Below are 20,439 nucleotides of genomic sequence, written 5' to 3'. Positions count from 1 at the left end.
AATGGGACGTATCAGACAGCCCCAGTCCAACTCCTGACGACTCGTGCACCGAGAACCGGTGCCCCGTCCGCCGCGACCCGGTCCGAACGACCGGCGTCCACGATGCCCAGGAGAGTCCCCGCGATGTCCGTCGCCCTCGACACCACCGGCGCGTTCGCCCACGCGCTGGGCGCTGCCGTCTCGCGCGTCCACCTGCCCGGATCGGCCGGTTACGCCGAGCTGACCGCCACCTACAACCTGTGCACGCGGCTCACCCCGCTGGCCGTCGTCGAGGCGCAGACCGCGCACGACGTGGCCGCCGCCGTGCGCGTCGCCGGGGAGCACGGCGTGCCGGTCGGCGTGCAGAGCACCGGCCACGGTCCGTGGGCCACGATGGCCGGCGCGGTGCTCGTCGCCACCCGGGGTCTGGACGGGCTGATGGTGGACCCGGTCAGCCGCGTCGCCCGCATCGGCGCAGGCGTCCGCTGGTCCGCCGTCCTCGAGGCCGCCGCGCCGCACGGCCTCGCGCCGCTGTGCGGGTCGTCACCGTCCGTGGGCGTGGTCGGTCTGCTCACCGGCGGCGGTCACGGTCCGCTCGCCCGCACGTACGGCCTGTCGGCCGACCGCGTGCTCTCGTTCGACGTGGTCACCGGCGACGGCGTGCTGCGCCGGGCGTCGGCCACGGAGAACCCCGACCTGTACTGGGGGCTGCGTGGCGGCAAGGGCACGCTCGGCATCGTCACGGGCCTCGAGCTCGAGCTGGTGCAGCAGCCGGAGGTCTACGCAGGCGCCGTGTGGTTCGACGCCCCGGACATCCCGGCGGTGGTGCGCACGTGGGCGCAGTGGTCGCAGCTGCTTCCCGACGAGGGCACCACGTCGATCGCCGTCATGCGGCTGCCCGCGATGCCGGGCGTCCCCCCGGAGCTCGCCGGCCGCACCACCGTGTCCGTCCGCTTCGCGTGGACCGGCGACCCGGCGGTCGGCGAGGAGCTGCTGCGCGCGATCCGCTCGGTGGCCGCACCGCTGGTCGACCTGGTCGCCGCGCGGCCCTACGCCGAGATCGGCATCGTGCACAGCGACCCCGAGGACCCGATGCCGGCCGTCGAGACGCACCTGCTGCTGGAGGCGTTCGACGCCGCCGCCGCCGACCGGCTGCTGGACCTGGTCGGACCGCAGGCGGCCACCACGCAGCTGATGGTCGAGGTGCGCCGCCTCGGCGGTGCCGTCACCACCCCGCTGCGCGGGGAGTCGGTGTTCGGCCACCGCGACGCGCAGTGGACGGTGCTGGCCATCGGCCTCGGCATCCCCGAGATCGCCGACCTGGTCCGCGCCGACGCCCGGCGCATCGTCGACGGCCTCGCGCCGTGGCGTCGCCCCGGCGCGCTGCCGAACTTCCACGCCGGCAGCGGTCCGGACTGGGCCCTGCGGGTGTTCGGGGAGGACGGCGCCCGGCGGCTGCGCGAGGTGTCGCTGCGCTACGACCCGGACGGTGTGCTGCTCGGCAGCCGCAACGTGCGGGACCTGCCGGTGGGCGCCGCGGCCGTCGGCACGGTCGAGGAGGAGCTGGTGCGGGGGGCCTGAGCCACTGGGGCTGCGCGGGGAGGGCGGGATGCCGGTGGAGGGCCGGCGTCCCGCCCTCCGTCGTCTGCCGCCCGTGTGCGGAGGCGGCGCGGACCGGGCGGGACCCGCAACCTTCGCTAGGTGTACTGCCCAGCCAGGTTGGTCAATCGGGTGATGGGTGGGACCTTGCCGATGGCTGAGTGGGGCCGGTGGTGGTTGTACTGGTGGAGCCATCCTGGCAGGGCGGCCCGGCGGGCGGTCTCGGAGGGGTAGTGCCGGGCGAAGGCCCAGTCGGCGGCCATGGTGCGGTGGAAGCGTTCGATCTTGCCGTTGGTCTGCGGCCGGTAGGGGCGGGTCTTCTTGGCGGTGATGCCGAGGTCGGTGCAGGCGTCGCGCCAGGCGTGGGACTTGTAGGCCGATCCGTTGTCTGACAGGACCCGTTGGACGATGACACCGCGGGCGGCGAACCAGGACACCGCCCGACGCAGGACCCCGATCGCGGTGGCGGCGGTCTCGTCGTCGTGGATCTCGGCGTAGGCGACCCGGGAGTGGTCGTCGATCACGGTATGCACGAACGCCGTGCCCATCTTCGGGCTGTAGTGGGCGTTCTTCGTCTTGCCGGGCGTCGCGGCCCGGTGCCGATCGCCTTGGGCTCGTCCGACGAACCGCCACCCGCCGCCGTCGGGGATGTTGCCCAGCTTCTTGACGTCGACGTGGATCATCGCGCCGGGGTGGTCGTGCTCGTAGCGGCGGATCGGCTCACCGGTGCGCACGTCCACGTGCGAGAGCCGGTTCAGGCGACAGCGGGTCAAGACGGCGTGGACCGTGGAGGCCGGCATCCCCAACCGCGCACCGATCGCGATCGGTGATAGCCGCTTCTTCCAGCGCAGGTGCACCACCTGACGCACCAGGTACTGCGGGGTGCGGTTGGCGACGCGGTGCGGACGGCTCGAGCGGTCGCCCATCCCGGCCTCGCCCATCGCGGCGTACCGCTGCGCCCAGCGCTTGGCAGTCGGCCACGACACGTCGTAACGACGCGCAGCCAGGGCGATCGGCCAACCCTCCTCGACGATCAGGCGCGCCAGCCGCAGCCGGGCACGGGGCGTCAAGGCAGCGTTAGCGTGGGACACGAAGACCTCCAGGTCGTGGGAGCGGAACCTCAGCAGCTCCACTCCACGACCGGAGGTCTTCGTCCGTCCATGACCCGCTACCGCGTGTCGTCACACTCCAACAACCAACGTCCCTGGGCAGTACAGCTAGGGGATGGTGGGCGTGGCGGTGATGTCTCCGCTCACGCTGCCGCTGTCCGTGTAGATCGCGCCCGTCGTGGCGACGACTCGCGGTCCGAGGATCGCCGCGAGCGCGAGGGCGAGGACGACGACCAGCCGCAGCCAGCCCGTCCGGCCCGTCGGGAGGAAACGGGGCTCGCCAGGAGCGCGTCCCGGCGGGGTGGTCCCGCTCGGCGACGGCGGCGTGGGCTCAGTCGAGGAGGAGCTCATCGTGCGGCCCTCTCGCTCGGGAACGGCGGTGCCCGTCGTGACCCCTGGCCTCGAGGATGCTGAGCAGCTCGAGCACGCCGAGCGCCACGAGCGGCGGCACCAGCATGGTCGCACGTCCCTGCGGCGACCCGGCCCAGAGCAGCACCCGGCCCCACCCGTGGTGCCAGCCCAGCACCACGCCTCGTACGCGGCTGACGGGAGTCGCGTCGGGGTCAGGGCTCTTGTTCGCATCGCCCTGCGTGATGATGTAGGGCTGCAGGATCGGGTTGCCGTTGGAGTCCAACCGGGGGACCGCTCGACCACCCGCCGTCTGCGTCATCGCCGGCAGCTTGTGCAGCTCGACGATCCGGTGGGTCACCAGCGTCTGGCTGCCCACCGGTCGGAACGTCACCACCTGGTCGACCTTGAGCTGCGACTCGTCGGTGATCGCCTTGAGCACCACGACGTCACCGGCCACGAACGTCGGCGCCATGGAGCCCGAGGTGACGATGAGCAGTCGCTGACCCTGCAGCTGGAACGACAGCGGCACCGCCAGGGTGGTCGCGTACGCCACCGTGCCGAGCACCACCACCGTCCACAGGACCGCCGAGACCGCCACCCGCCAGCGCGGTCGGTGGGACCGCCGCCGCCGCCGGATCGCAACAGGGGTGGGCACTCGTCGATCGACGAACGCCGACTCCTCCGCGCCGGTGAGCTGCGTCATCCAGATCAGTTGTTGACGGTCTGCTCGGAGTCGATCCGAAGGTGCAGCTTGGCGCTGGTCGCCTGGTAGATGTTGGTGGCGCTCTTGTCGAAGGTCAGGCGGACGCAGAGCGTCTCGCTGTTCCCGCCCTGCGTACCGGCCGACAGGTCCCGGTCGCCGGTCTGCGCACCGGTGGCGGGGTCGCCGACGATCTTCGCCGCTGTGGCGTCGCTGATCGCGACGGTGCCGAGGGTGGCCACGGAGCCCAGCGGCGTCGTGCTCGCCGGCACCGCGGCACAGCTGGCGTTGGCGCCCAGGGGCAGGATCGACAGCGACAGCATGTTGCGCAGGTCACCGGCCCCGGTCGGCGGGTTCTGCGTCGTGTTCTCGGACCAGTAGGAGACGGCGTACCGCAGGGCCAGCGAGCCGGAGTTCGTCACGACGAGCGGTGCGTTGACGACGTCGCCGGGCGCCACGTTGCCGGCGTTGAGCGCCAGCGTCGAGGTGGGGTCCGTCGGGTCCAGGGTGACGACGACGGTCCCGGAGAGCAGGTCGCCCGCGACGGAGTCCGTGTCCGTGAACACCGCGCTCGTGGTGAGCGACGTGACCCCGACGCCGACCAGGGTGAAGACCCCGATGGTCGTCCAGAGCCGCCACCGGCGCGCACCGTCACGGCGCGGCGGCTCGGGGTCGATCATCTCCTGGAGCAGTTCGTCCATCGCGAGCGGGTCTCCTCGAAGGCGGGCATCGACGTGCGACACGTCCGGTCGTCGATCCCTATCGACCCGCGCTGCGCGGTTCTTGAGTACTTCGGCCGGGGTTTCACTCTATCGGGCGGTCGACGGCGCTCCGGCACCGGTCAAAAGGGTCATAACCGTCGCAGATCGACCACCGGCACGGCGCGGCCTACCGGCCGGACGGCCGAGGCAGTCGACCGGGCCGCGGCGTCCGCGTGGCGGGGTCAGGCAGGCCGGGAGGCGGCGGGTCGTCGGCCCCGGCCGCTCCGGACGCGCTGGCCCGGCAGCCGCACCTGCACGGGCAGCTCGGTCGGCGCCGCGGGCCTGGCGTAGAAGAAGCCCTGCGCCTCGTCCACACCGAGGCGGGCGAGGATCGTCGACGTCGACTCGTCCTCGACGCCCTCCGCGACCACCCGCAGGCCGAAGGAGTGGGCCAGGTCCACCATCGCCTGCACCACCACCTGCGAGCCCTCGCGGGTGTCGTCCCGCAGGTCCGCGATGAACAGGCGGTCGATCTTCAGCTGGTCCACCGGCAGGTCCCGCAGCTGGGAGATCGACGTGTTGCCGATGCCGAAGTCGTCGATCGCCACACGGACGCCCATCCCGGCCAGCCGCTGCAGCACCGGGATCACCCGGGACCGGTCGGAGACGAGGGCCGTCTCGGTGATCTCCACCTCGAGCTGTCCGACCGGCACGTGGTACCGCTGCAGCAGCGTCTCGATCAGGTCCACGACGTGGTCCGTCGCGACGTCGTGCGCCGACAGGTTGACCGCGACCGGCGTGGTGGAGCCCTGCCCGTTCCAGGCCGCGAGCTGCCGGATCGACTCCTCGAGGGCGAACCGGGTGACCACGTGGATCAGCCCCGACTGCTCGGCGAGCGGGATGAACGAGCTCGGCAGCAGCAGCCCGTGCTCCGGGTGCCGCCAGCGGATCAGCGCCTCCAGGCCGACCGTCCGGCCGGACGCCAGGTCGATCTTCGGCTGGTAGTGCATCTCGAGCTCGGTGGACGCCCCGGACTCGGCCTGCTCGAGGGCCCGGTGCAGGTCGCCGAGCAGGATCAGCCGGGCGGGGGACGAGTGGTCGTCGTCGGCGTCGTACACCTCGACGCCGGTGCGGTGCGTCTTGGCGGCGTACATCGCCACGTCGGCGGTCCGCATCAGGGACGAGGCGTCGTCGGCGTGGTCGGGCAGGCACGCGACGCCGATCGAGGTCTCGACGTGCAGCTCCATCCCGCCCAGCCGGAACGGGGCGCCGAACACGTCGCGGACGCGGTGGGCCAGGCGCGCCGCGTTCTCGACCGTCCGCACGTCCGGCAGCAGGATCGCGAACTCGTCGCCGCCCAGCCGGGCCACCACGTCCTCGTCGCGCAGGGAGTGCCGCAGCCGCTCGGCCACCAGCTCGAGCAGCTCGTCGCCGCGGTCGTGGCCCAGGGTGTCGTTGATCTCCTTGAACCGGTCGATGTCCAGCAGCACCAGGCCGACGCGGGTGCCCTCGTCACGGGCCTGCTGGATGCCGCGGCGCATCCGGTCCGCCAGCAGCCGCCGGTTGGGCAGGCCGGTCAGCGAGTCGAGCAGCGCCAGGCGGGCGTTCTCCAGCGCGGTGTTGTGCAGCCGCTTCGACGTCGAGTGCACGGTGCGGAACAGCAGCAGCCACAGCAGCACCAGACCGCCGACGACGACGTACGTGACGGTGCGCACGGCGTCGGCGAGCGACTGCTGCGACACCGTCTGGTCGATCATCACCTCGGCCGCGCCGATGATCGCGTCCTTGGGCTGCACGCCGACGCTGGTGGTCGGGTCGCTGGTGTCACCGGCGCGCACGGGGACGTACACGTCCAGCACCGGCTGCTCGGTCGAGGCGAGCGCCGAGCCCCCGGGCACCCGTCGCACGTCGGTGACGATCTGCGCGTCCGGCTCGCCGGAGGCCCGCATCCGCTCGAACCGGGTGTTGTCCGGCAGCCCGGTGGTGGTGTTGCGGGCGGTCGAGTACATCAGCCGGCCGTCGATGCTCCACAGCCGCAGCTCGACCAGCTTGTCCTTGAACCCCGAGGTCGCGGCGGTGACGGCGGCGCGCTGGCCGTCGTCGAGGATGCCGGTGCGGAACATCTCCGCGTTGAGCGGTGCGACCGCGTACGAGCCGACGGACGACGCCGTCACCGTGCCGAGCCGCACCGCCTGGTGCCGCATCACGGACGAGGACACCCACACGAGGGCACAGCCCAGCAGCGTGGTGGCGACGAGGCTGACCACGACGAAGTATCGGGTCAGGCTCGAGCGTCGTCGGGCTGCTCGTGGCACGGGGACCTCGCGGGACGGCGGGGGGCGCCCGGCGGGGCACCTGTGGACAGGGTATGGCGTGGTCCCGCCACCGGGCGATAACCGCGGACACCCGCGGCGGGGAACGCCACGGTGCGGCCGGGTGTTGCACGGGCTGACGCGAAGGAGGCGTGATGACCTACCAGGTGGACAAGAGCGAGCAGGAGTGGCGGCTGGAGCTGGAGCCCCAGGAGTTCGCCGTGCTGCGGCAGGCCGCGACCGAGCGGCCGTGGACCGGCGCCCTGCTCGACGAGCACCGCGAGGGTGTGTACCGGTGCCGGGCGTGCGGTGCGGAGCTGTTCCGCTCCGACACCAAGTTCGACTCGCACTGCGGCTGGCCGAGCTTCTTCTCACCGCTCGCCGGTGACCGCGTGGAGCTGCTGACGGACCGGACCCTCGGGATGGTGCGGACCGAGGTGCGGTGCGCGCGGTGCGGCTCGCACCTGGGCCACGTGTTCGACGACGCGCCCCAGACGCCGACGGGTGACCGCTACTGCATGAACTCGGTCAGCCTGACGTTCGAGCCCACGCAGGGCTGAGGTCCCGGGTGAGGCGGCACCGGGTGTGCGGAACAGCACATCCGGTGCCGGACGCGCCGGTCCTCCCACCTCACGCACAGGCTGCGTGATGCCGATAATCAGGTCGTGGATGATCTGCTGACCGTGCGCCGCTGGCGCCGCTACGGCGCGGACCGTCTGTACGTCACCCAGGACAGCGGCCGTCCGGTCGGCTCGGTCGACCTGCAGTCCGGCGAGGTCGTCGCCGCGGACCCGGGCATGGAGAACGAGCTGCGCCGGGCCGCCCAGGAGTTCCTGCGGGCCGACGTCACCGAGCTGGTGCTCCCCGCGACCAGCGTCCGTGCGCAGGAGGACCTGCGCCGGCTGGACGCCGCGATCGAGGAGTGGCTCGGCAAGAGCGTGCTCGCCACCGGTTCGGCCGCGCAGCGCGGCAGCTCCGTCGCGCAGCGTCTGGACCGCCTGGCCGAGGAGGGCTGGGAGACGGTGCACGACGTGCCGCTGGGCCGCCAGGGCAGCCTCGTCGAGCACCTGCTGATCGGCCCCGGCGGCCTGTTCACCGTCACCGAGCGCCGGCACCCCGGCGAGCGCGTCCGCGCGCGCGGCCGCACGGTGACCGTGTCCGGTCAGCCTGTCGCCTACCTGCGCGACTGCCGGCTCGAGGCAGCCCGCACGCAGGACCGGCTGATGGCGGCCGGCTGCGCGCAGATCCACGTGCGCGGCGTGCTGGTGCTGCAGGGCGAGCTGGACCTGGACGTCGCCGCCACCAGCCCCAGCGACCCGCTCGCCGTGCCGCGCAGCGACGTGCCCGCCGTCTTCCGGCGGATGGAGCCGGTGCTGGACGAGGCGCGGGTCGCCGCGCTGGCCAAGGTCGCCCGCCGGCGCACCACCTGGATGGGCTGACCGCCCCGACCGCCCGCTGCGGCTGCCCTACGCCCGGGCTGCCGCGCTGTGCGCGCGCGACTCCTGCCGCGACGTGTGCAGCGACTCCATGTCCTCCAGCTGGACGCCCTTCGTCTCCGGGACGCGCACCAGCACGAACACGAACGACACAGCCGCGAACACCGCGTACAGCACGTACGGCACGCTGGGCCCGAACTGCGCCAGCAGCTGCGGGAAGCTGACCGTGATGGCGAAGTTGGCCAGCCACTGCGCCGAGGCGGCCACGCCGAGGGCCGCCGCACGGATGCGGTTGGGGAACATCTCGCCGAGCAGCACCCACACCAGCGGGCCCCACGTCGCGCCGAAGAAGACGACGAAGGCGTTCGCGGCCACCAGCGCCGTCACGCCCCAGCCGTGGGACAGCGTGACGTGCTGCGCGCTGCCGCCGGAGTGGGCGAACGCCAGGGCCATCAGGCCGAGCATCGCCGCCATGCCGGCGGACCCGACCAGCAGCAGGGGACGCCGGCCGAGCCTGTCCACCAGCGCGATGGCGATCAGGGTGACCAGCACGTTGGTCACGCTGGTCAGCGTCGAGAACAGGAACGACTGCTGCTCGCCGAACCCGACGGCCTGCCACAGCGTCGTCGAGTAGTAGAAGATCACGTTGATCCCGACGAACTGCTGGAAGACCGACAGCAGGATGCCCACCCACACCACGCCGAGCAGGCCCAGCACCGGCCCGCGCAGGGTGACCCGCTGCTCGGCCTTCCGGTCCGCCCGGATCGTCTCCCGGATCAGGTCCACCCGGCGCCCGGCGTCCTCGTCCGGACCGAGCACGCTGGCGAGCACCTCGCGCGCCTCGTCGTGCCGGCCCTGCGCCACCAGGTAGCGCGGCGACTCCGGCAGCCGCAGCGCGAGGAAGCCGTACACGGCCGCCGGGATCGCGCAGACGCCGAACATCCAGCGCCAGGCGGGGAACCCGAGCCACAGGTCGTGCGAGGCGCCGCCGGCGGACGTCGCGAGCAGCTGGTCGGACAGCAGCGCGGCGAAGATGCCGAGCGTGATGGCGAGCTGCTGCAGCGAGCCGAGCCGGCCGCGCACTCCAGCGGGGGAGATCTCGGCGATGTACGCCGGGGCGATCACCGACGCGATGCCGATGCCGACACCGGCCAGCACCCGCCACAGCGCCAGGTCCCAGGGGGTGACGGCCAGCCCCGACAGGATCGAGGAGGCGAAGAACAGCACCGCGCCCAGCAACATCACGCGGGTACGGCCCCAGTGGTCGGACAGCCGCCCACCGAGCCACGCGCCGAGCGCCGAACCGAGCAGCGCCACGGCCACGACCAGGCCGGTCACCACCCCGCCGAGGTGGAAGTGCGCGGTGACGGACTGCACGGCGCCGTTGATCACCGAGCTGTCGAACCCGAACAGGAAGCCGCCGATCGCCGCCGCGACGGCCAGCCCGATGGCGGCCTTGTGGTGGGCAGGACGTGGGCGGTCGCTCGGGCTGGACATGTGGGGACCCCCTGCGGTCGTGGCGTTGTGACCTTCACCCTCCGTCCGCATCTGCGCATGCGCACGCCGAGCCGGTGCGTCGGGCGACGACGACCGGCGCGGGCAGGGCGGCTCTGCGCGAGGGATGATCGGCGCCGTGCCCGACGACAACCGCAACGGACCGACCGGCCCCGGTGCCCCCCGCCACCACCGGCCGGTGCTGGTCGACCCCGCCTCCACCGACGGGCTGGCCGACCCGTCGGACGAGCGCCTGCGCGAGGAGGTGGCCCACACCACGGCGCAGCTGCTGGTGCACCGCGGCCGCGCCAGCGAGGACCCGCAGGTGCTGGCCCGGCTGACCGCCCTGGTGGAGACCGAGGGCCTCGACGTGGTGGCCGACCTGTGGTCGCACAGCCCGGCGGGGACGCTGCCGGGGGCGCTGTGGCGGCTCTACGTGCTGCGCGAGTGGGTGCGCCGGGACCCCGGGACGGTGGCCGACCGGTACCGGCAGGGCATGGCGGTGGCGCCGGTGCAGGACGCGGTGGCCGGCGTGGTCACGCCGCCGGGGCCGCAGGACGTGCGGCGCGCGGCCGACGAGGTGCTCGGCGGCGTGTACTCCGGCGACCTCGCGGTGGCGCTGGAGCGGGCGGCGGCGTTCTGCCGGGTGCTCGCCGCGGGCGCCGCCCTCGACGCCGACCACCTGGACCAGGCCGACCCGGATGCGGCCGCGCGGCAGACGCACGGCGCGTCCGCCCTGCTCCGGACGGCCGACGAGCTGGCCGACGACGCGCGCTCCTGGCGGGCCGGCACGCTCGACTGACGGGCCGGCCCGGCGACCCGTCCGGACGCGTGCCTAAGATGGACGGGCGTCGGGTCGCGGTAGCCCCGGGCTCCACTTTTCGCCGCTTCGAGCGGCCACGCGCCGAGAGGCGCTCTGCGGCCCGACGCACCCACTCCTCCGGCAGGCCAACCTGCCGCGCCCACGGCCGCTCGCCCGCGCACATCACCTGCACGTACCAGACACCCGGCGTCCATGTCCCGGTCGGGTGCCGTTAGGCTGTCGGACGTCCGAGCGGCTCGCCCGGGCACCCCATTCCTCGACCGGAGCCTGCCGTGCGCCTGCGCCTGACACCGCGCGAGAACTCGTACTACGACCTCTTCGCCGCCCAGGCCCAGCACCTGGTGACGGGTGCGAACCTGCTGGGCGAGATGCTCGGCGCCGATCGCGCCACCCGCAAGGAGATCGGCAAGCGCTTCGCCGAGGCGGAGCACCAGGCAGACGAGGCGACGCACACGATCATGCGGCAGCTGAACCTCACGTTCATCACGCCGTTCGACCGGGACGACATCTACACGCTCGCCTCCGGCCTGGACGACTGCATGGACTTCATGGAGGAGGCCGCCGACCTCGTCGTCCTCTACAAGATCGAGGGCCTGCCGCCCCGCGTGGCCGACCAGGTGCAGGCGCTGCAGCGCGCCGCCGAGCTCACCGCCGAGGCGATGCCGCGGCTGCGGTCCATGAGCTCCCTGTCGGAGTACGTCGTGGAGATCAACCGGCTGGAGAACCAGGCGGACAAGGCGCACCGCAAGCTGCTGGCGCAGATGTTCGAGGAGATCTCCGACCCGATCCTGCTGATGAAGCTCAAGGAGATCGTGGAGAAGCTCGAGGACGCGGCCGACGCGTTCGAGCGGGTGGCGAACACCATCGAGACCATCGCCGTCAAGGAGTCCTGAGCCGCCGTGGAGGCCGTGCTCGTCGTCGTCGTCGTCGCGTTCGCCCTGGGGTTCGACTTCACCAACGGCTTCCACGACGCAGCGAACGCGATCGCCACGTCGGTGTCCACCCGGGCGCTGACGCCGCGCGTCGCGCTGATCATGGCGGCGGTGATGAACTTCGCGGGCGCCCTGCTGGGCACCGGCGTCGCGGAGACGATCGCCAAGTCGATCGTCGACCTGAAGGACGCGTCCTCGCACGACGCGCTGGTGGTGGTGGTGTGCGCCCTGATCGGGGCGATCGCCTGGAACCTCATCACGTGGTGGCTGGGGCTGCCGTCGTCGTCGACGCACTCGATCATCGGCGGGCTCGTCGGCGCCGGGCTCGCGGCCGGGTTCGGCGTCTACGGCAAGGCGATCGAGAACAAGGTCGTGCTGCCGATGATCGTGTCGCCTGTGCTGGGCTTCGTGCTCGGCTTCGCGGTGATGGTCGGCGTGCTGTGGGCGGTCCGGCGGCGTCCCCCGGCGCGCACGCTGCGCCGGTTCCGGCTGGCGCAGACGATCTCGGCGGCGGCGATGGCCCTGGGCCACGGCCTGCAGGACGCGCAGAAGACGATGGGCGTGATCTACCTGGCGCTGATCAGCGTCGGGTGGGCCAACCCGCACACCGGCATCCCGGTGTGGGTCAAGCTCGCCGCGGCCGGTGCCATCTCGGCCGGCACGTACTCCGGCGGCTGGCGCATCATGCGGACCCTCGGTCGGCGGATCATCGAGCTCGACCCCGCGCGCGGGTTCGTCGCCGAGTCCGTCTCGGCCGTGGTGCTGTACGTCAACGCGTTCGCGCTGCACGCCCCGGTGTCCACCACCCACACCATCACCTCGGCGATCATGGGCGTCGGCGCCACCAAGCGGCTGTCCGCCGTGCGCTGGGGCGTCGCCGGCAACATCGCCGTCGCCTGGGTGCTCACCATCCCGGCCGCCGCCGCCGTGGCGGCCCTCTGCTACGTGCTGCTGCGGCCGCTGATCGGCTGACGCCCGCTGGGGCAGACAGCGCCCGCTGGGCCGTGGACCCGCGCGTCAGACGTGCCGGTGCCGCTCCGTCGCCACCACGCGAGGTCCCGGCGCCGTGTCCGCCACGTGCGCGACCAGGATCTCCCCGGGGTGCAGGAAGGGGTCCTGCGCCGGCAGGCCGTCGGCCACCTCGCGCCGGGAGTGCTCGGCGAGCACGTCCATCACCGTGGCGAGCACCGGCCGGTGGGTGCACAGCGCGACGTCGTGGCGGCCACGCACCAGATCGGCCACCTCGGCAGCCACCAGGCCGGGGCTGGTGTGGTGGCCCGCCTCGGTGAGCACCGGCGACGTCCGCACCGGGATGCCGGCTGCCTGCGCGTACGGCCGCACGGTGGCCGCGCAGCGCAGCCACTCGCTGGACACGATGCCGGTGACCCCGAAGGCGGACAGCAGCGGCACCAGGTGCTCCGACTGCCGTACGCCGTCCGGCGTCAGGGGCCGGTCGGCCTCCGTCCCGGTCCACCCGGCCCGCTTGCGGGCCGACCCGTGCCGCACCACCACCACCGCGCGCGTGTCCAGCCGGCGCTTGGCGTAGGAGTCGATCAGGGCGTCGAGGGGCGCCATGTTGGACGACCGCGTCAGCTGCCGGGCCGCGTCCGGGGCGTCGAACCACCGCACGTCGTTGATCTCCGCGCGGGCGGCCGGCGGCACCGGCTCCCGCGCGTGCACCGCCGGGGCGTCCGAGCGCCCGGCCACCTGCGCCGCCCAGTAGTGCACCCGCTTGATGCGGCCGTCGCGCAGCTTGTACTCCTGCGGCGGCAGCGGCATGCCGAGCACCACGTCCTGCGCGATCTCCTCGGCCACCTCGCGGGCGGCGGCCTCCACCGCCGTCTCGTCGGCCTCCAGCTTGCCCTTGGGCCACGACCAGTCGCGGTACCGGGGCCGGTGCACCAGCGCCACCTGCAGCCTGCCGCGACGCACCCGCCACACGAGCGCGCCGGCCGCCTCGACGACGACCGGCGCAGCGACTGCCTTCACTGGCCGAGCCCGGGCCGGCGCCGCTGCCGGGCGATCAGCACCGCCTGCACGTCGGCCAGCGGCCCCTCGGGACCGGTCGAGTGCCGTTCCCACGCGCCGTCCGGCAGCAGGTGCCAGGACGAGATGCCGTCGCCCATCTGCAGGTCGATCAGGTCGAGCAGCTCCACGACGTGGTCCGGGTCGGCCACCCGCACCAGGGCCTCGACCCGGCGGTCGAGGTTGCGGTGCATCAGGTCGGCGGAGCCGATGAACACCTCGGGACCGGCGAAGTCGAACCCGTCCTCCGGGGTGCCGTCGGCGTGCGCGAACGCGAAGACGCGCGAGTGCTCGAGGAACCGGCCGAGGATCGAGCGCACCCGGATCGTCTCGGACAGCCCCGGCACGCCCGGCCGCAGCGCGCAGATGCCGCGCACGCTGATGTCGATCGGCACGCCGGCCATCGAGGCACGGTACAGGGCGTCGATCGTCGCCTCGTCCACCATCGAGTTGACCTTGATCTTGATCCACGCCGTCCGGCCGGCACGGGCCGAGGCGGCCTCGCGCTCGATCCGCTCGATCAGCCCGGCGCGCACCGAGCGGGGCGCGACCAGCAGCCGGTGGAACCGCGACTTCGGGGCGTAGCCGGACAGCTGGTTGAACAGGCGGGTCAGGTCCTGGCCCACCTCCGGGTCGCACGTCAGCAGGCCAAGGTCGGTGTACAGGCGCGCCGTCTTGGGGTGGTAGTTGCCGGTGCCGACGTGGCTGTACCGGCGCAGGCCGTCGCTCTCCTGCCGGACCACCAGCGACAGCTTGCAGTGCGTCTTCAGCCCGACGATGCCGTACACCACGTGTACGCCCGCCTGCTCGAGCTTGCGCGCCCAGGAGATGTTGTTCTGCTCGTCGAACCGGGCCTTGATCTCCACCAGCGCCAAGACCTGCTTGCCGGCCTCGGCGGCGTCGATCAGCGCGTCGACGATGGGCGAGTCGCCCGACGTCCGGTACAGCGTCTGCTTGATCGCCAGCACCTGCGGGTCGGCGGCGGCCTGCTCGAGGAAGGCCTGGACCGACGTGGAGAACGAGTCGTACGGGTGGTGCAGCAGGATGTCCCGCGCGCGGATCGCCGCGAAGATGTCCGTCGGCGTCGCCGACTCGACCTCCGCCAGGTGCCGGTGGGTGGTCGGCACGTACGTCGGGAAGTGCAGGGACGACCTGTCCAGGTCCGCGATCAGGTTCAGGCCGGTGGCGTCCAGCGGGGCGGGCAGCTCGTAGACGTCTTCCTCGGACATCGCCAGCTCGCGCACCAGGAGCTTGCGCACGCGTGCGCTGGTGCCGGCGGCGAGCTCGAGCCGCACCGGCGGGCCGAACCGGCGCCGGAGCAGCTCCTTCTCCATCGCCTTGAGCAGGTTCTCGGCGTCGTCCTCCTCGACCTCCACGTCCTCGTTGCGGGTGACGCGGAAGGTGTGGAACTCCTGGATCTCCATGCCGGGGAACAGGTAGTCCAGGTGCTGGGCGATGACGTCCTCGACCGGCACGAAGCTGGTGGGGCCCTTCTCCACCGCGGCGGTCTGCAGGTCCGGGGCGCTCGGCCGGCCGGAGGCGTCGACCGCGACGTACCGGGGCAGCAGCGGCGGTACCTTGACGCGGGCGAAGTGCTCCTTGCCGCTGGTCGGGTTCACCACCGAGACGGCCAGGTTGAGCGACAGCCCGGAGATGTACGGGAAGGGGTGCGCCGGGTCCACCGCCAGCGGGGTCAGCACGGGGAAGATCTGCCGTCGGAAGTACTTGTGCAGCCGGTCCTGCTCGGCCTCGCCCAGGTCGTCCCAGCGGACGATGGTGATGCCCTCGGCCGCCAGCGCCGGCTGCACCTGCTGGACGAACACCTGCGCGTGCCGGGTCATCAACGTGTGCGCGCGCTCGCTGATCGCCTCGAGCACCTGCCGCGGGGACAGGCCGGAGGCGGCCGTGACGGCGATGCCGGTGGCGATGCGGCGCTTGAGGCCGGCCACCCGCACCATGAAGAACTCGTCGAGGTTGGACGCGAAGATCGCCAGGTACCGCACCCGCTCCAGCAGCGGCACGCTCGGGTCCTCGGCCAGCTCCAGCACCCGCTGGTTGAACGCCAGCCAGGACAGCTCCCGGTCGAGGAACCGGCCCTCCGGCAGCGGGGTGGCGTCCACCGGGACCACCGGCATGGCGGAGGTGTCCAGGTGCTCGGCGATGGTGGCCGCCAAGGAGTTCTGGAGCACGGTCGCGTCGCTCATGCGCCCATCGTGGCACCCTCGCGCGGGTCCGGTCCGGTGGGCTCGGCTAGGCCGGGGGTGCGGCGGGTCCGGTGACGTCCGGTGCGGTGTCGTCGGCCGTCGGGCTCGGTCCGTACCGCACGTCGACCACCACCGGCTCGAAACCGGCGCGCCGGTAGGTGCGCACCGCCCGGTCGTTGTCCCCGGACGTCCACAGCACCACGGCGGTCAGCCCGCGCTCGGCCAGCACCCGCAGGCCCAGCGCCGTGAGCACGCCGCCGAGGCCCGCGCCCTGCGCGTCCGGGTCGACGCCCACCACGTACAGCTCCCCGACCGGTCCCGGCTCGAGGTCACCGGCGGGGTGCACCTTGGTCCAGACGAATCCGATCGGCGCCCCGGCACGTTCGAGCAGCAGCAGCCCGGCCGGGTCGAACCACGGCTCCGCCTCCCGTGCCAGCACGTCGTGACGGGTCCAGCGGCCCTGGTCGGGGTGGTCGGCGAACGCCCGCGCATTGAGCCTGACCAGGGCGTCCTCGTCCTGACCGGGCACGAAGACCCGCACGCGGACACCGTCCGGCAGCGCCGGCGCGGGCGGCGGGACAGGTAGCGCGGCGCGCATCCGCCACAGCTGCTCCACCGGCACCAGTCCCGCCGCTGTCGCCAGGGCCCGAGCCGCGGGCAGGTCCCCGTGCGCCCACACCAGCGGCGGCCGACCGGCGATGCGGTGCGCGGCGGCGAGCAGCTCGCGGCCGACCCCGTGGCCGCGGGACGGCGGGTCCACCACCAGCTCGACCAGCGGCGCGGCCCCGTCGTCCAGGGCCAGCTGCGCGTACCCGTGGAGCTCGGGGACGCCGGGCTCGTGCACCAGCAGGTGCCGGACGGGCGCCTCCGGGTCGGTCAGGCGCAGCAGGGGCTCCTCGGACAGCGGCGCGATGCCGTCCGCCGCCTCGGCGCGGGCCGCGAGCGCGCGCACCCGGGCGGCGGTGGCTGCCGGCAGGGGACCGGTCAGCTGCTCGGGGTGCATGGGGCGATCCCATCACGGGGCGCGCGCGGACGGCAGGGGCGCCGGGGGCTGGGTTACCGTGGGCGGGCGATGGAGTCCACGCCCGCCCCGCCGTCCGGGTCGCGCCGGTCACGGCGTCCCGGGCCGCCTGCGGGACCCCGCACCGTCGACGTGGACGTCGTGGTGGTGGGTGCCGGGCAGGCGGGGCTGTCGGCGGCCTACCACCTGCGCCGCACCGGCCTGGTCGCGGTCGGCTCACGCGGCTGGGAGCAGGCGCGGGCGACGTTCGTGGTGCTCGACGACAACCCGCGCGCGGGCGGTGCCTGGCAGCACCGGTGGCCGGCGCTGACCATGGCGGCGGCGCACCGGGTGCACGAGCTGCCCGGCATGCCGCTGCACGTGCCGGACGAGTCCGAGCCGGCGGCGCAGGCGGTGCCGTACTACTTCGCGCAGTACGAGGACGCGTACGACCTTCAGGTGCAGCGTCCCGTACGCGTGGAGCGGGTGGCCGACGACGGCGGCGGTCGGCTGCTGGTCCGGAGCCGGGTGCTCGACGGGTCCGACGCGCAGGTCGTCTGGCGCGCCCGCGGCCTGGTCAACGCCTCCGGGACGTGGCAGAAGCCGTTCTGGCCGGCGTACCCCGGGCGGTCGACGTTCGCCGGACGGCAGCTGCACACCCGCGACTTCCGCACGCCGGAGGAGCTGGCCGACGGGCCGGTGGTGGTGGTCGGCGCCGGTACCTCGGCGGTGCAGCTGCTGCTGCTGATCGCCCCGCTCACCCCGACGACGTGGGTCACCCGGCGGCCCCCGCAGTGGATCGACGCCGAGTTCACCCCCGAGCACGGTCGCGAGTCGGTGTCCCAGGTGGACGCCCGCACCCGGGCGGGCCTGCCGCCGGCGAGCGTGGTCAGCGTCACCGGGCTGCCGCTGACGGCCGCCTACCGCGCCGGCATCGAGTCCGGCGTGCTGCGCGCCCGGCCGATGTTCGACCGGATCGTCCCGGACGGCGTCGAGTGGGACCACCCGGACGAGGCCGGCGACGGCTGGGTCACCGGCCCGGCCCACGTGCCGGCCCGCACGCTGCTGTGGGCGACCGGGTTCCGCGCGTCGCTGGACCACCTGGCGCCGCTGGGGCTGCGGGCGCCGGGCGGCGGGATCGTGATGGACGGCACGCAGGTGGTGGCGGACCCGCGCGTCCAGCTGGTCGGGTACGGGCCGAGCGCGTCGACGGTCGGGGCCAACCGCGCCGGCCGGGAGGCGGTCCGCAACCTGCGGCGGACGCTCGCGCTGTAGGCGACTGCGACGGGGCTGCGGCGCCTTGCGGGCGGGCTCAGGCCGCGTCGGGCGCGCTCGTCGGCGGTGGTACGGGCTCGCGGGCCGGCCGCACCGACCCTCGTCGAGGGCGCGGCGCCTGGTCGGGGGCGAGCCTGTGCTCGTCGGACGGCAGCCGGGAGGCGGCGAACGCCAGGGCGTGCGGCAGCCCGTGCCGGGCCATCACCCAGGTGTGGTCGTGCCCCGGCTCGTTGCGCACCAGCACCTGCGCGCCGCGCGCCCGCAGCACCCCGGCGATCGAGCGGGCGACCTGACCGTTGGTGCGTCCACGGGCATGGCCGGCGATGTCGACGAACACGCCGAGGTCCGGCGGCAGCGGCACGTCGCCGACGTACGACGACACGTCGTGCTCCGCCCACTCCTGCGGCGTCCGCAGCATCAGCCGCCCGCCCAGACCGGGATCGCCGTACGGCTCGAAGGTCAGCAGCGTGGCGAACAGCTCCGGGTGCCGCAGCCCCTGGTCGAGGGCGGCGAAGCCGCCGGCCGAGAACCCGGCGAGCATCCGGCGCCGCCGGTCGTCGCTCACCCGCAGGTGCTGCTCCACCCACGGCAGCAGCACCTGCCACAGGAAGGTCTCGATCTGGGCGCCGCCGGTGGTCGAGTCCAGGCCCTCCGTGTCGAGCCACGACACGCCGGTGCCGTTGAGGTCCGGCGCGACGGCGACCACCGGCGGGATCTTCCCGGACGAGACGAGCTCGTCGAGCAGCCGGGGGACCTCCGCCGCCGCGAACCAGTCGGCGGACGACCCCGGGGTGCCGTGCAGCATCAGCAGGAGCGGGTACCGGCGCTCCGGCTCGTCGTCGTAGCCCGGCGGGGTCCACACCCACGTGATCGAGGCGGGCAGGCGCAGCTCGCGCGGTACCGGCACCTGTGCCGCGAGCACCCGTCCGGAGCCGTCCTCGGCCTGCCGCCACGTGCGGACGCTGCCCGGCGGCGGCGTGCTCCGGCGCAGCCGCGCCGACCAGCTGGCCAGGTACATGCCGACGGCGCCCGGGGTCGGCACGTAGCCGACGTACCGGTTGACCGCGAGCGCCGTGGTCAGCGCCAGCGCGCCGCCGGCACCGATCGTCCAGCGCCGGTCCCAGGTGCCCGACCGGCGGCCCAGCACCACCCCTGCGGCGGTGAGCCCCGCCGCCACGGCCACCGGCCAGCGGGCGCGCAGCAGCCTCGGCGGGTCGGCGAGCCGGCTGATCGGGGACCGCACGGAGCTCACCACGGACGGGGCCCGGCCGGGGTTCACCGCCTCATGGTGCGCACGGATCCTGTGCGGGCGCCATGAGAGCTCAGGCGCCGCTCAGGTGGTGCGAGGCGAACACCAGCGCGTACGGCAGCGTCGCGCGGGCCATGTTCCACGTGTGCACGTCCCCGCGGGCGACGTGCAGCACCACGTCCTGGCCGCGCTGGCGCAGCGTGGCGGCGATGGTGCGGGCGTCCCGGGAGTCCTGGCCGTGGTCCGCACCCGCGACGGCGACGAAGGCGGCGACCGGGTGGGGCAGCGGGATGGTGGGCGCGTACGCCGTCACGTGGTGCGTCGCCCACTCGGCACCGGTGGCCAGCATCGCCGTGCCGCCGGTGCCCGGGTCGCCGTAGGGCGCCATCGCCAGCAGCGTGCTGTACAGCCCGGTGTGGCGCAGCACCTGGTCGAGGGCGCAGTACCCGCCGGAGGAGAAGCCGCCGAAGGCCCGGCCGGTGCGGTCGGCCACCGTGCGCAGGTGGGTGTCGACGTACGGGATCACGACGGTGGTCAGGTACGTCTCGACGAGCGCTCCGCCGGTGGTCGAGTCGAGGCACTCGGTGTCCCGGGCGCCGGGGCCGGTGCCGTTGACGTCGACCGAGACGACGATCATCGGCTGCACCAGCCCGTGCGCCAGCAGCGTGTCCATCGCGTGCCCGACGTTGCCCGCCGCGAACCAGTCGCCGGCGTGCCCGGGGCTGCCGTGGACCAGGTAGACCACCGGGTACCGGTCGGCGCTCTCCGCGTACCCCGGCGGCGTGTACACCCAGCTCGGTGCGGTGCCCATCCGCAGCTCCGGCGGCGCCGGGATGGTGACGGGCTGCGTCGCTCCGGTCGCCACGGACGCCGCGTTGGCGACGGGGATGCCGTGCGGCAGGGCGTGCGCGTGCCCGATGCCCCAGCCCGCCAAGGTCACGCGCGCCGCCGCCACGCTCGGCATGTACCCGACCACCACGTTGGTGGCGATCGCCAGGCACAGCACCAGGGTGGTCACCGCCGCCGTCCAGGCGGGCCAGACGCGCCGACGCCACCGCCCGGGACGCGGGCGCCGACGGCGGACCGCGACCGTGACCAGCACCGCCGTCAGCACGGCGAGCCCCACCGCCGTCCACCAGGACCCGAGGAAGTCGCCCCCCTGACCGAGCTCGTGCAGCACGTCCGGCGGCAGCACGGGGTCGGCGTCGCTCCTCACCGGGCCGATCCTGCCTCATGCGACGGCCGGGTCG

18 protein-coding genes are annotated in these 20,439 nt (G+C 73.7%); 7 read left to right on the top strand and 11 right to left on the bottom strand.

The window, feature by feature from the left end; all coding sequences use genetic code 11:
- Window positions 1-123 precede the first annotated feature (123 nt).
- Window positions 124-1,560: an FAD-binding oxidoreductase gene (locus QMF98_RS14360; protein ID WP_337973618.1), complete on the top strand. Its 1,437-nt coding sequence runs from the start codon at window positions 124-126 to the stop codon at window positions 1,558-1,560.
- A 116-nt stretch (window positions 1,561-1,676) separates the two neighbouring features.
- On the opposite strand, the gene QMF98_RS14355 is transcribed toward QMF98_RS14360, so the two are convergent.
- From QMF98_RS14355 to QMF98_RS14335, 5 genes are all read right to left on the bottom strand, one after another.
- Window positions 1,677-2,669, bottom strand: coding sequence for an IS481 family transposase (locus QMF98_RS14355; RefSeq protein ID WP_337975645.1), 993 nt, complete (start codon window positions 2,667-2,669; stop codon window positions 1,677-1,679).
- A gap of 126 nt (window positions 2,670-2,795) precedes the next feature.
- Complete coding sequence (locus QMF98_RS14350; protein ID WP_337973617.1) at window positions 2,796-3,038, bottom strand: hypothetical protein; 243 nt, start codon at window positions 3,036-3,038, stop codon at window positions 2,796-2,798.
- Complete coding sequence (locus tag QMF98_RS14345) at window positions 3,019-3,741, bottom strand: signal peptidase I (protein ID WP_337973616.1); 723 nt, start codon at window positions 3,739-3,741, stop codon at window positions 3,019-3,021. Before QMF98_RS14345 ends, QMF98_RS14350 begins: the two co-directional genes overlap by 20 nt.
- A 5-nt stretch (window positions 3,742-3,746) precedes the next feature.
- Window positions 3,747-4,439, bottom strand: a complete 693-nt coding sequence (locus tag QMF98_RS14340) for a TasA family protein (protein ID WP_337973615.1) — start codon at window positions 4,437-4,439, stop codon at window positions 3,747-3,749.
- Between the two features lie 242 nt (window positions 4,440-4,681).
- Window positions 4,682-6,754, bottom strand: coding sequence for a putative bifunctional diguanylate cyclase/phosphodiesterase (locus QMF98_RS14335; protein ID WP_337973614.1), 2,073 nt, complete (start codon window positions 6,752-6,754; stop codon window positions 4,682-4,684).
- Between the two features lie 152 nt (window positions 6,755-6,906).
- On the opposite strand from QMF98_RS14335, the gene msrB reads away from it, so the two are divergent.
- Together msrB and QMF98_RS14325 are read left to right on the top strand one after the other, a co-directional pair.
- Window positions 6,907-7,311, top strand: a complete 405-nt coding sequence (gene msrB, locus QMF98_RS14330; protein WP_263729825.1) for a peptide-methionine (R)-S-oxide reductase MsrB — start codon at window positions 6,907-6,909, stop codon at window positions 7,309-7,311.
- Between the two features lie 105 nt (window positions 7,312-7,416).
- Entirely contained in the window at window positions 7,417-8,190 is a 774-nt protein-coding gene (locus tag QMF98_RS14325; RefSeq protein WP_337973613.1) for an NERD domain-containing protein, read from the top strand.
- Window positions 8,191-8,217: 27 nt separating this feature from the next.
- On the opposite strand, the gene QMF98_RS14320 is transcribed toward QMF98_RS14325, so the two are convergent.
- Complete coding sequence (locus QMF98_RS14320) at window positions 8,218-9,684, bottom strand: sugar porter family MFS transporter (protein WP_337973612.1); 1,467 nt, start codon at window positions 9,682-9,684, stop codon at window positions 8,218-8,220.
- A gap of 199 nt (window positions 9,685-9,883) precedes the next feature.
- Here QMF98_RS14320 and QMF98_RS14315 point away from each other — a divergent pair, with 199 nt between their 5' ends.
- The 3 genes from QMF98_RS14315 (at window position 9,884) to QMF98_RS14305 (ending at window position 12,408) form a co-directional block, all read left to right on the top strand.
- A complete protein-coding gene (locus QMF98_RS14315; protein ID WP_337975644.1) occupies window positions 9,884-10,483 on the top strand; it encodes a hypothetical protein in 600 nt (199 codons plus the stop codon).
- Between the two features lie 293 nt (window positions 10,484-10,776).
- Window positions 10,777-11,397, top strand: a complete 621-nt coding sequence (locus QMF98_RS14310; RefSeq protein WP_337973611.1) for a DUF47 domain-containing protein — start codon at window positions 10,777-10,779, stop codon at window positions 11,395-11,397.
- Between the two features lie 6 nt (window positions 11,398-11,403).
- Window positions 11,404-12,408: an inorganic phosphate transporter gene (locus QMF98_RS14305; protein WP_291757992.1), complete on the top strand. Its 1,005-nt coding sequence runs from the start codon at window positions 11,404-11,406 to the stop codon at window positions 12,406-12,408.
- 45 nt (window positions 12,409-12,453) lie between these two features.
- Here QMF98_RS14305 and QMF98_RS14300 read toward each other — a convergent pair whose 3' ends face one another.
- Genes QMF98_RS14300 through mshD form a run of 3 tightly spaced genes read right to left on the bottom strand, consistent with a single transcriptional unit; the run spans window position 12,454 to window position 16,668 of the window.
- Entirely contained in the window at window positions 12,454-13,425 is a 972-nt protein-coding gene (locus QMF98_RS14300; RefSeq protein ID WP_337973610.1) for an NUDIX hydrolase, read from the bottom strand.
- Window positions 13,422-15,665, bottom strand: coding sequence for an RNA degradosome polyphosphate kinase (locus QMF98_RS14295; RefSeq protein WP_337973609.1), 2,244 nt, complete (start codon window positions 15,663-15,665; stop codon window positions 13,422-13,424). Before QMF98_RS14295 ends, QMF98_RS14300 begins: the two co-directional genes overlap by 4 nt.
- A gap of 46 nt (window positions 15,666-15,711) precedes the next feature.
- On the bottom strand, window positions 15,712-16,668 hold the full coding sequence (gene mshD / locus QMF98_RS14290; RefSeq protein WP_337973608.1) for a mycothiol synthase: 957 nt from the start codon (window positions 16,666-16,668) through the stop codon (window positions 15,712-15,714).
- 69 nt (window positions 16,669-16,737) lie between these two features.
- Between mshD and QMF98_RS14285 the strand changes: the two genes are divergently transcribed.
- Window positions 16,738-17,940, top strand: a complete 1,203-nt coding sequence (locus tag QMF98_RS14285) for an NAD(P)-binding domain-containing protein (protein WP_337973607.1) — start codon at window positions 16,738-16,740, stop codon at window positions 17,938-17,940.
- Between the two features lie 37 nt (window positions 17,941-17,977).
- On the opposite strand, the gene QMF98_RS14280 is transcribed toward QMF98_RS14285, so the two are convergent.
- Complete coding sequence (locus QMF98_RS14280; protein WP_337973606.1) at window positions 17,978-19,219, bottom strand: alpha/beta hydrolase; 1,242 nt, start codon at window positions 19,217-19,219, stop codon at window positions 17,978-17,980.
- A gap of 43 nt (window positions 19,220-19,262) precedes the next feature.
- Window positions 19,263-20,405 carry an alpha/beta hydrolase gene (locus QMF98_RS14275; protein ID WP_337973605.1) on the bottom strand — a complete coding sequence of 381 codons (1,143 nt, stop codon included), beginning with the start codon at window positions 20,403-20,405 and terminating at the stop codon, window positions 19,263-19,265.
- Between the last annotated feature and the right edge of the window lie 34 nt (window positions 20,406-20,439).

It is taken from the genome of Cellulomonas sp. NTE-D12, from assembly GCF_027923705.1.
GTDB lineage: Bacteria > Actinomycetota > Actinomycetes > Actinomycetales > Cellulomonadaceae > Cellulomonas.
This window is presented reverse-complemented; position numbering and strand designations above follow the sequence as displayed.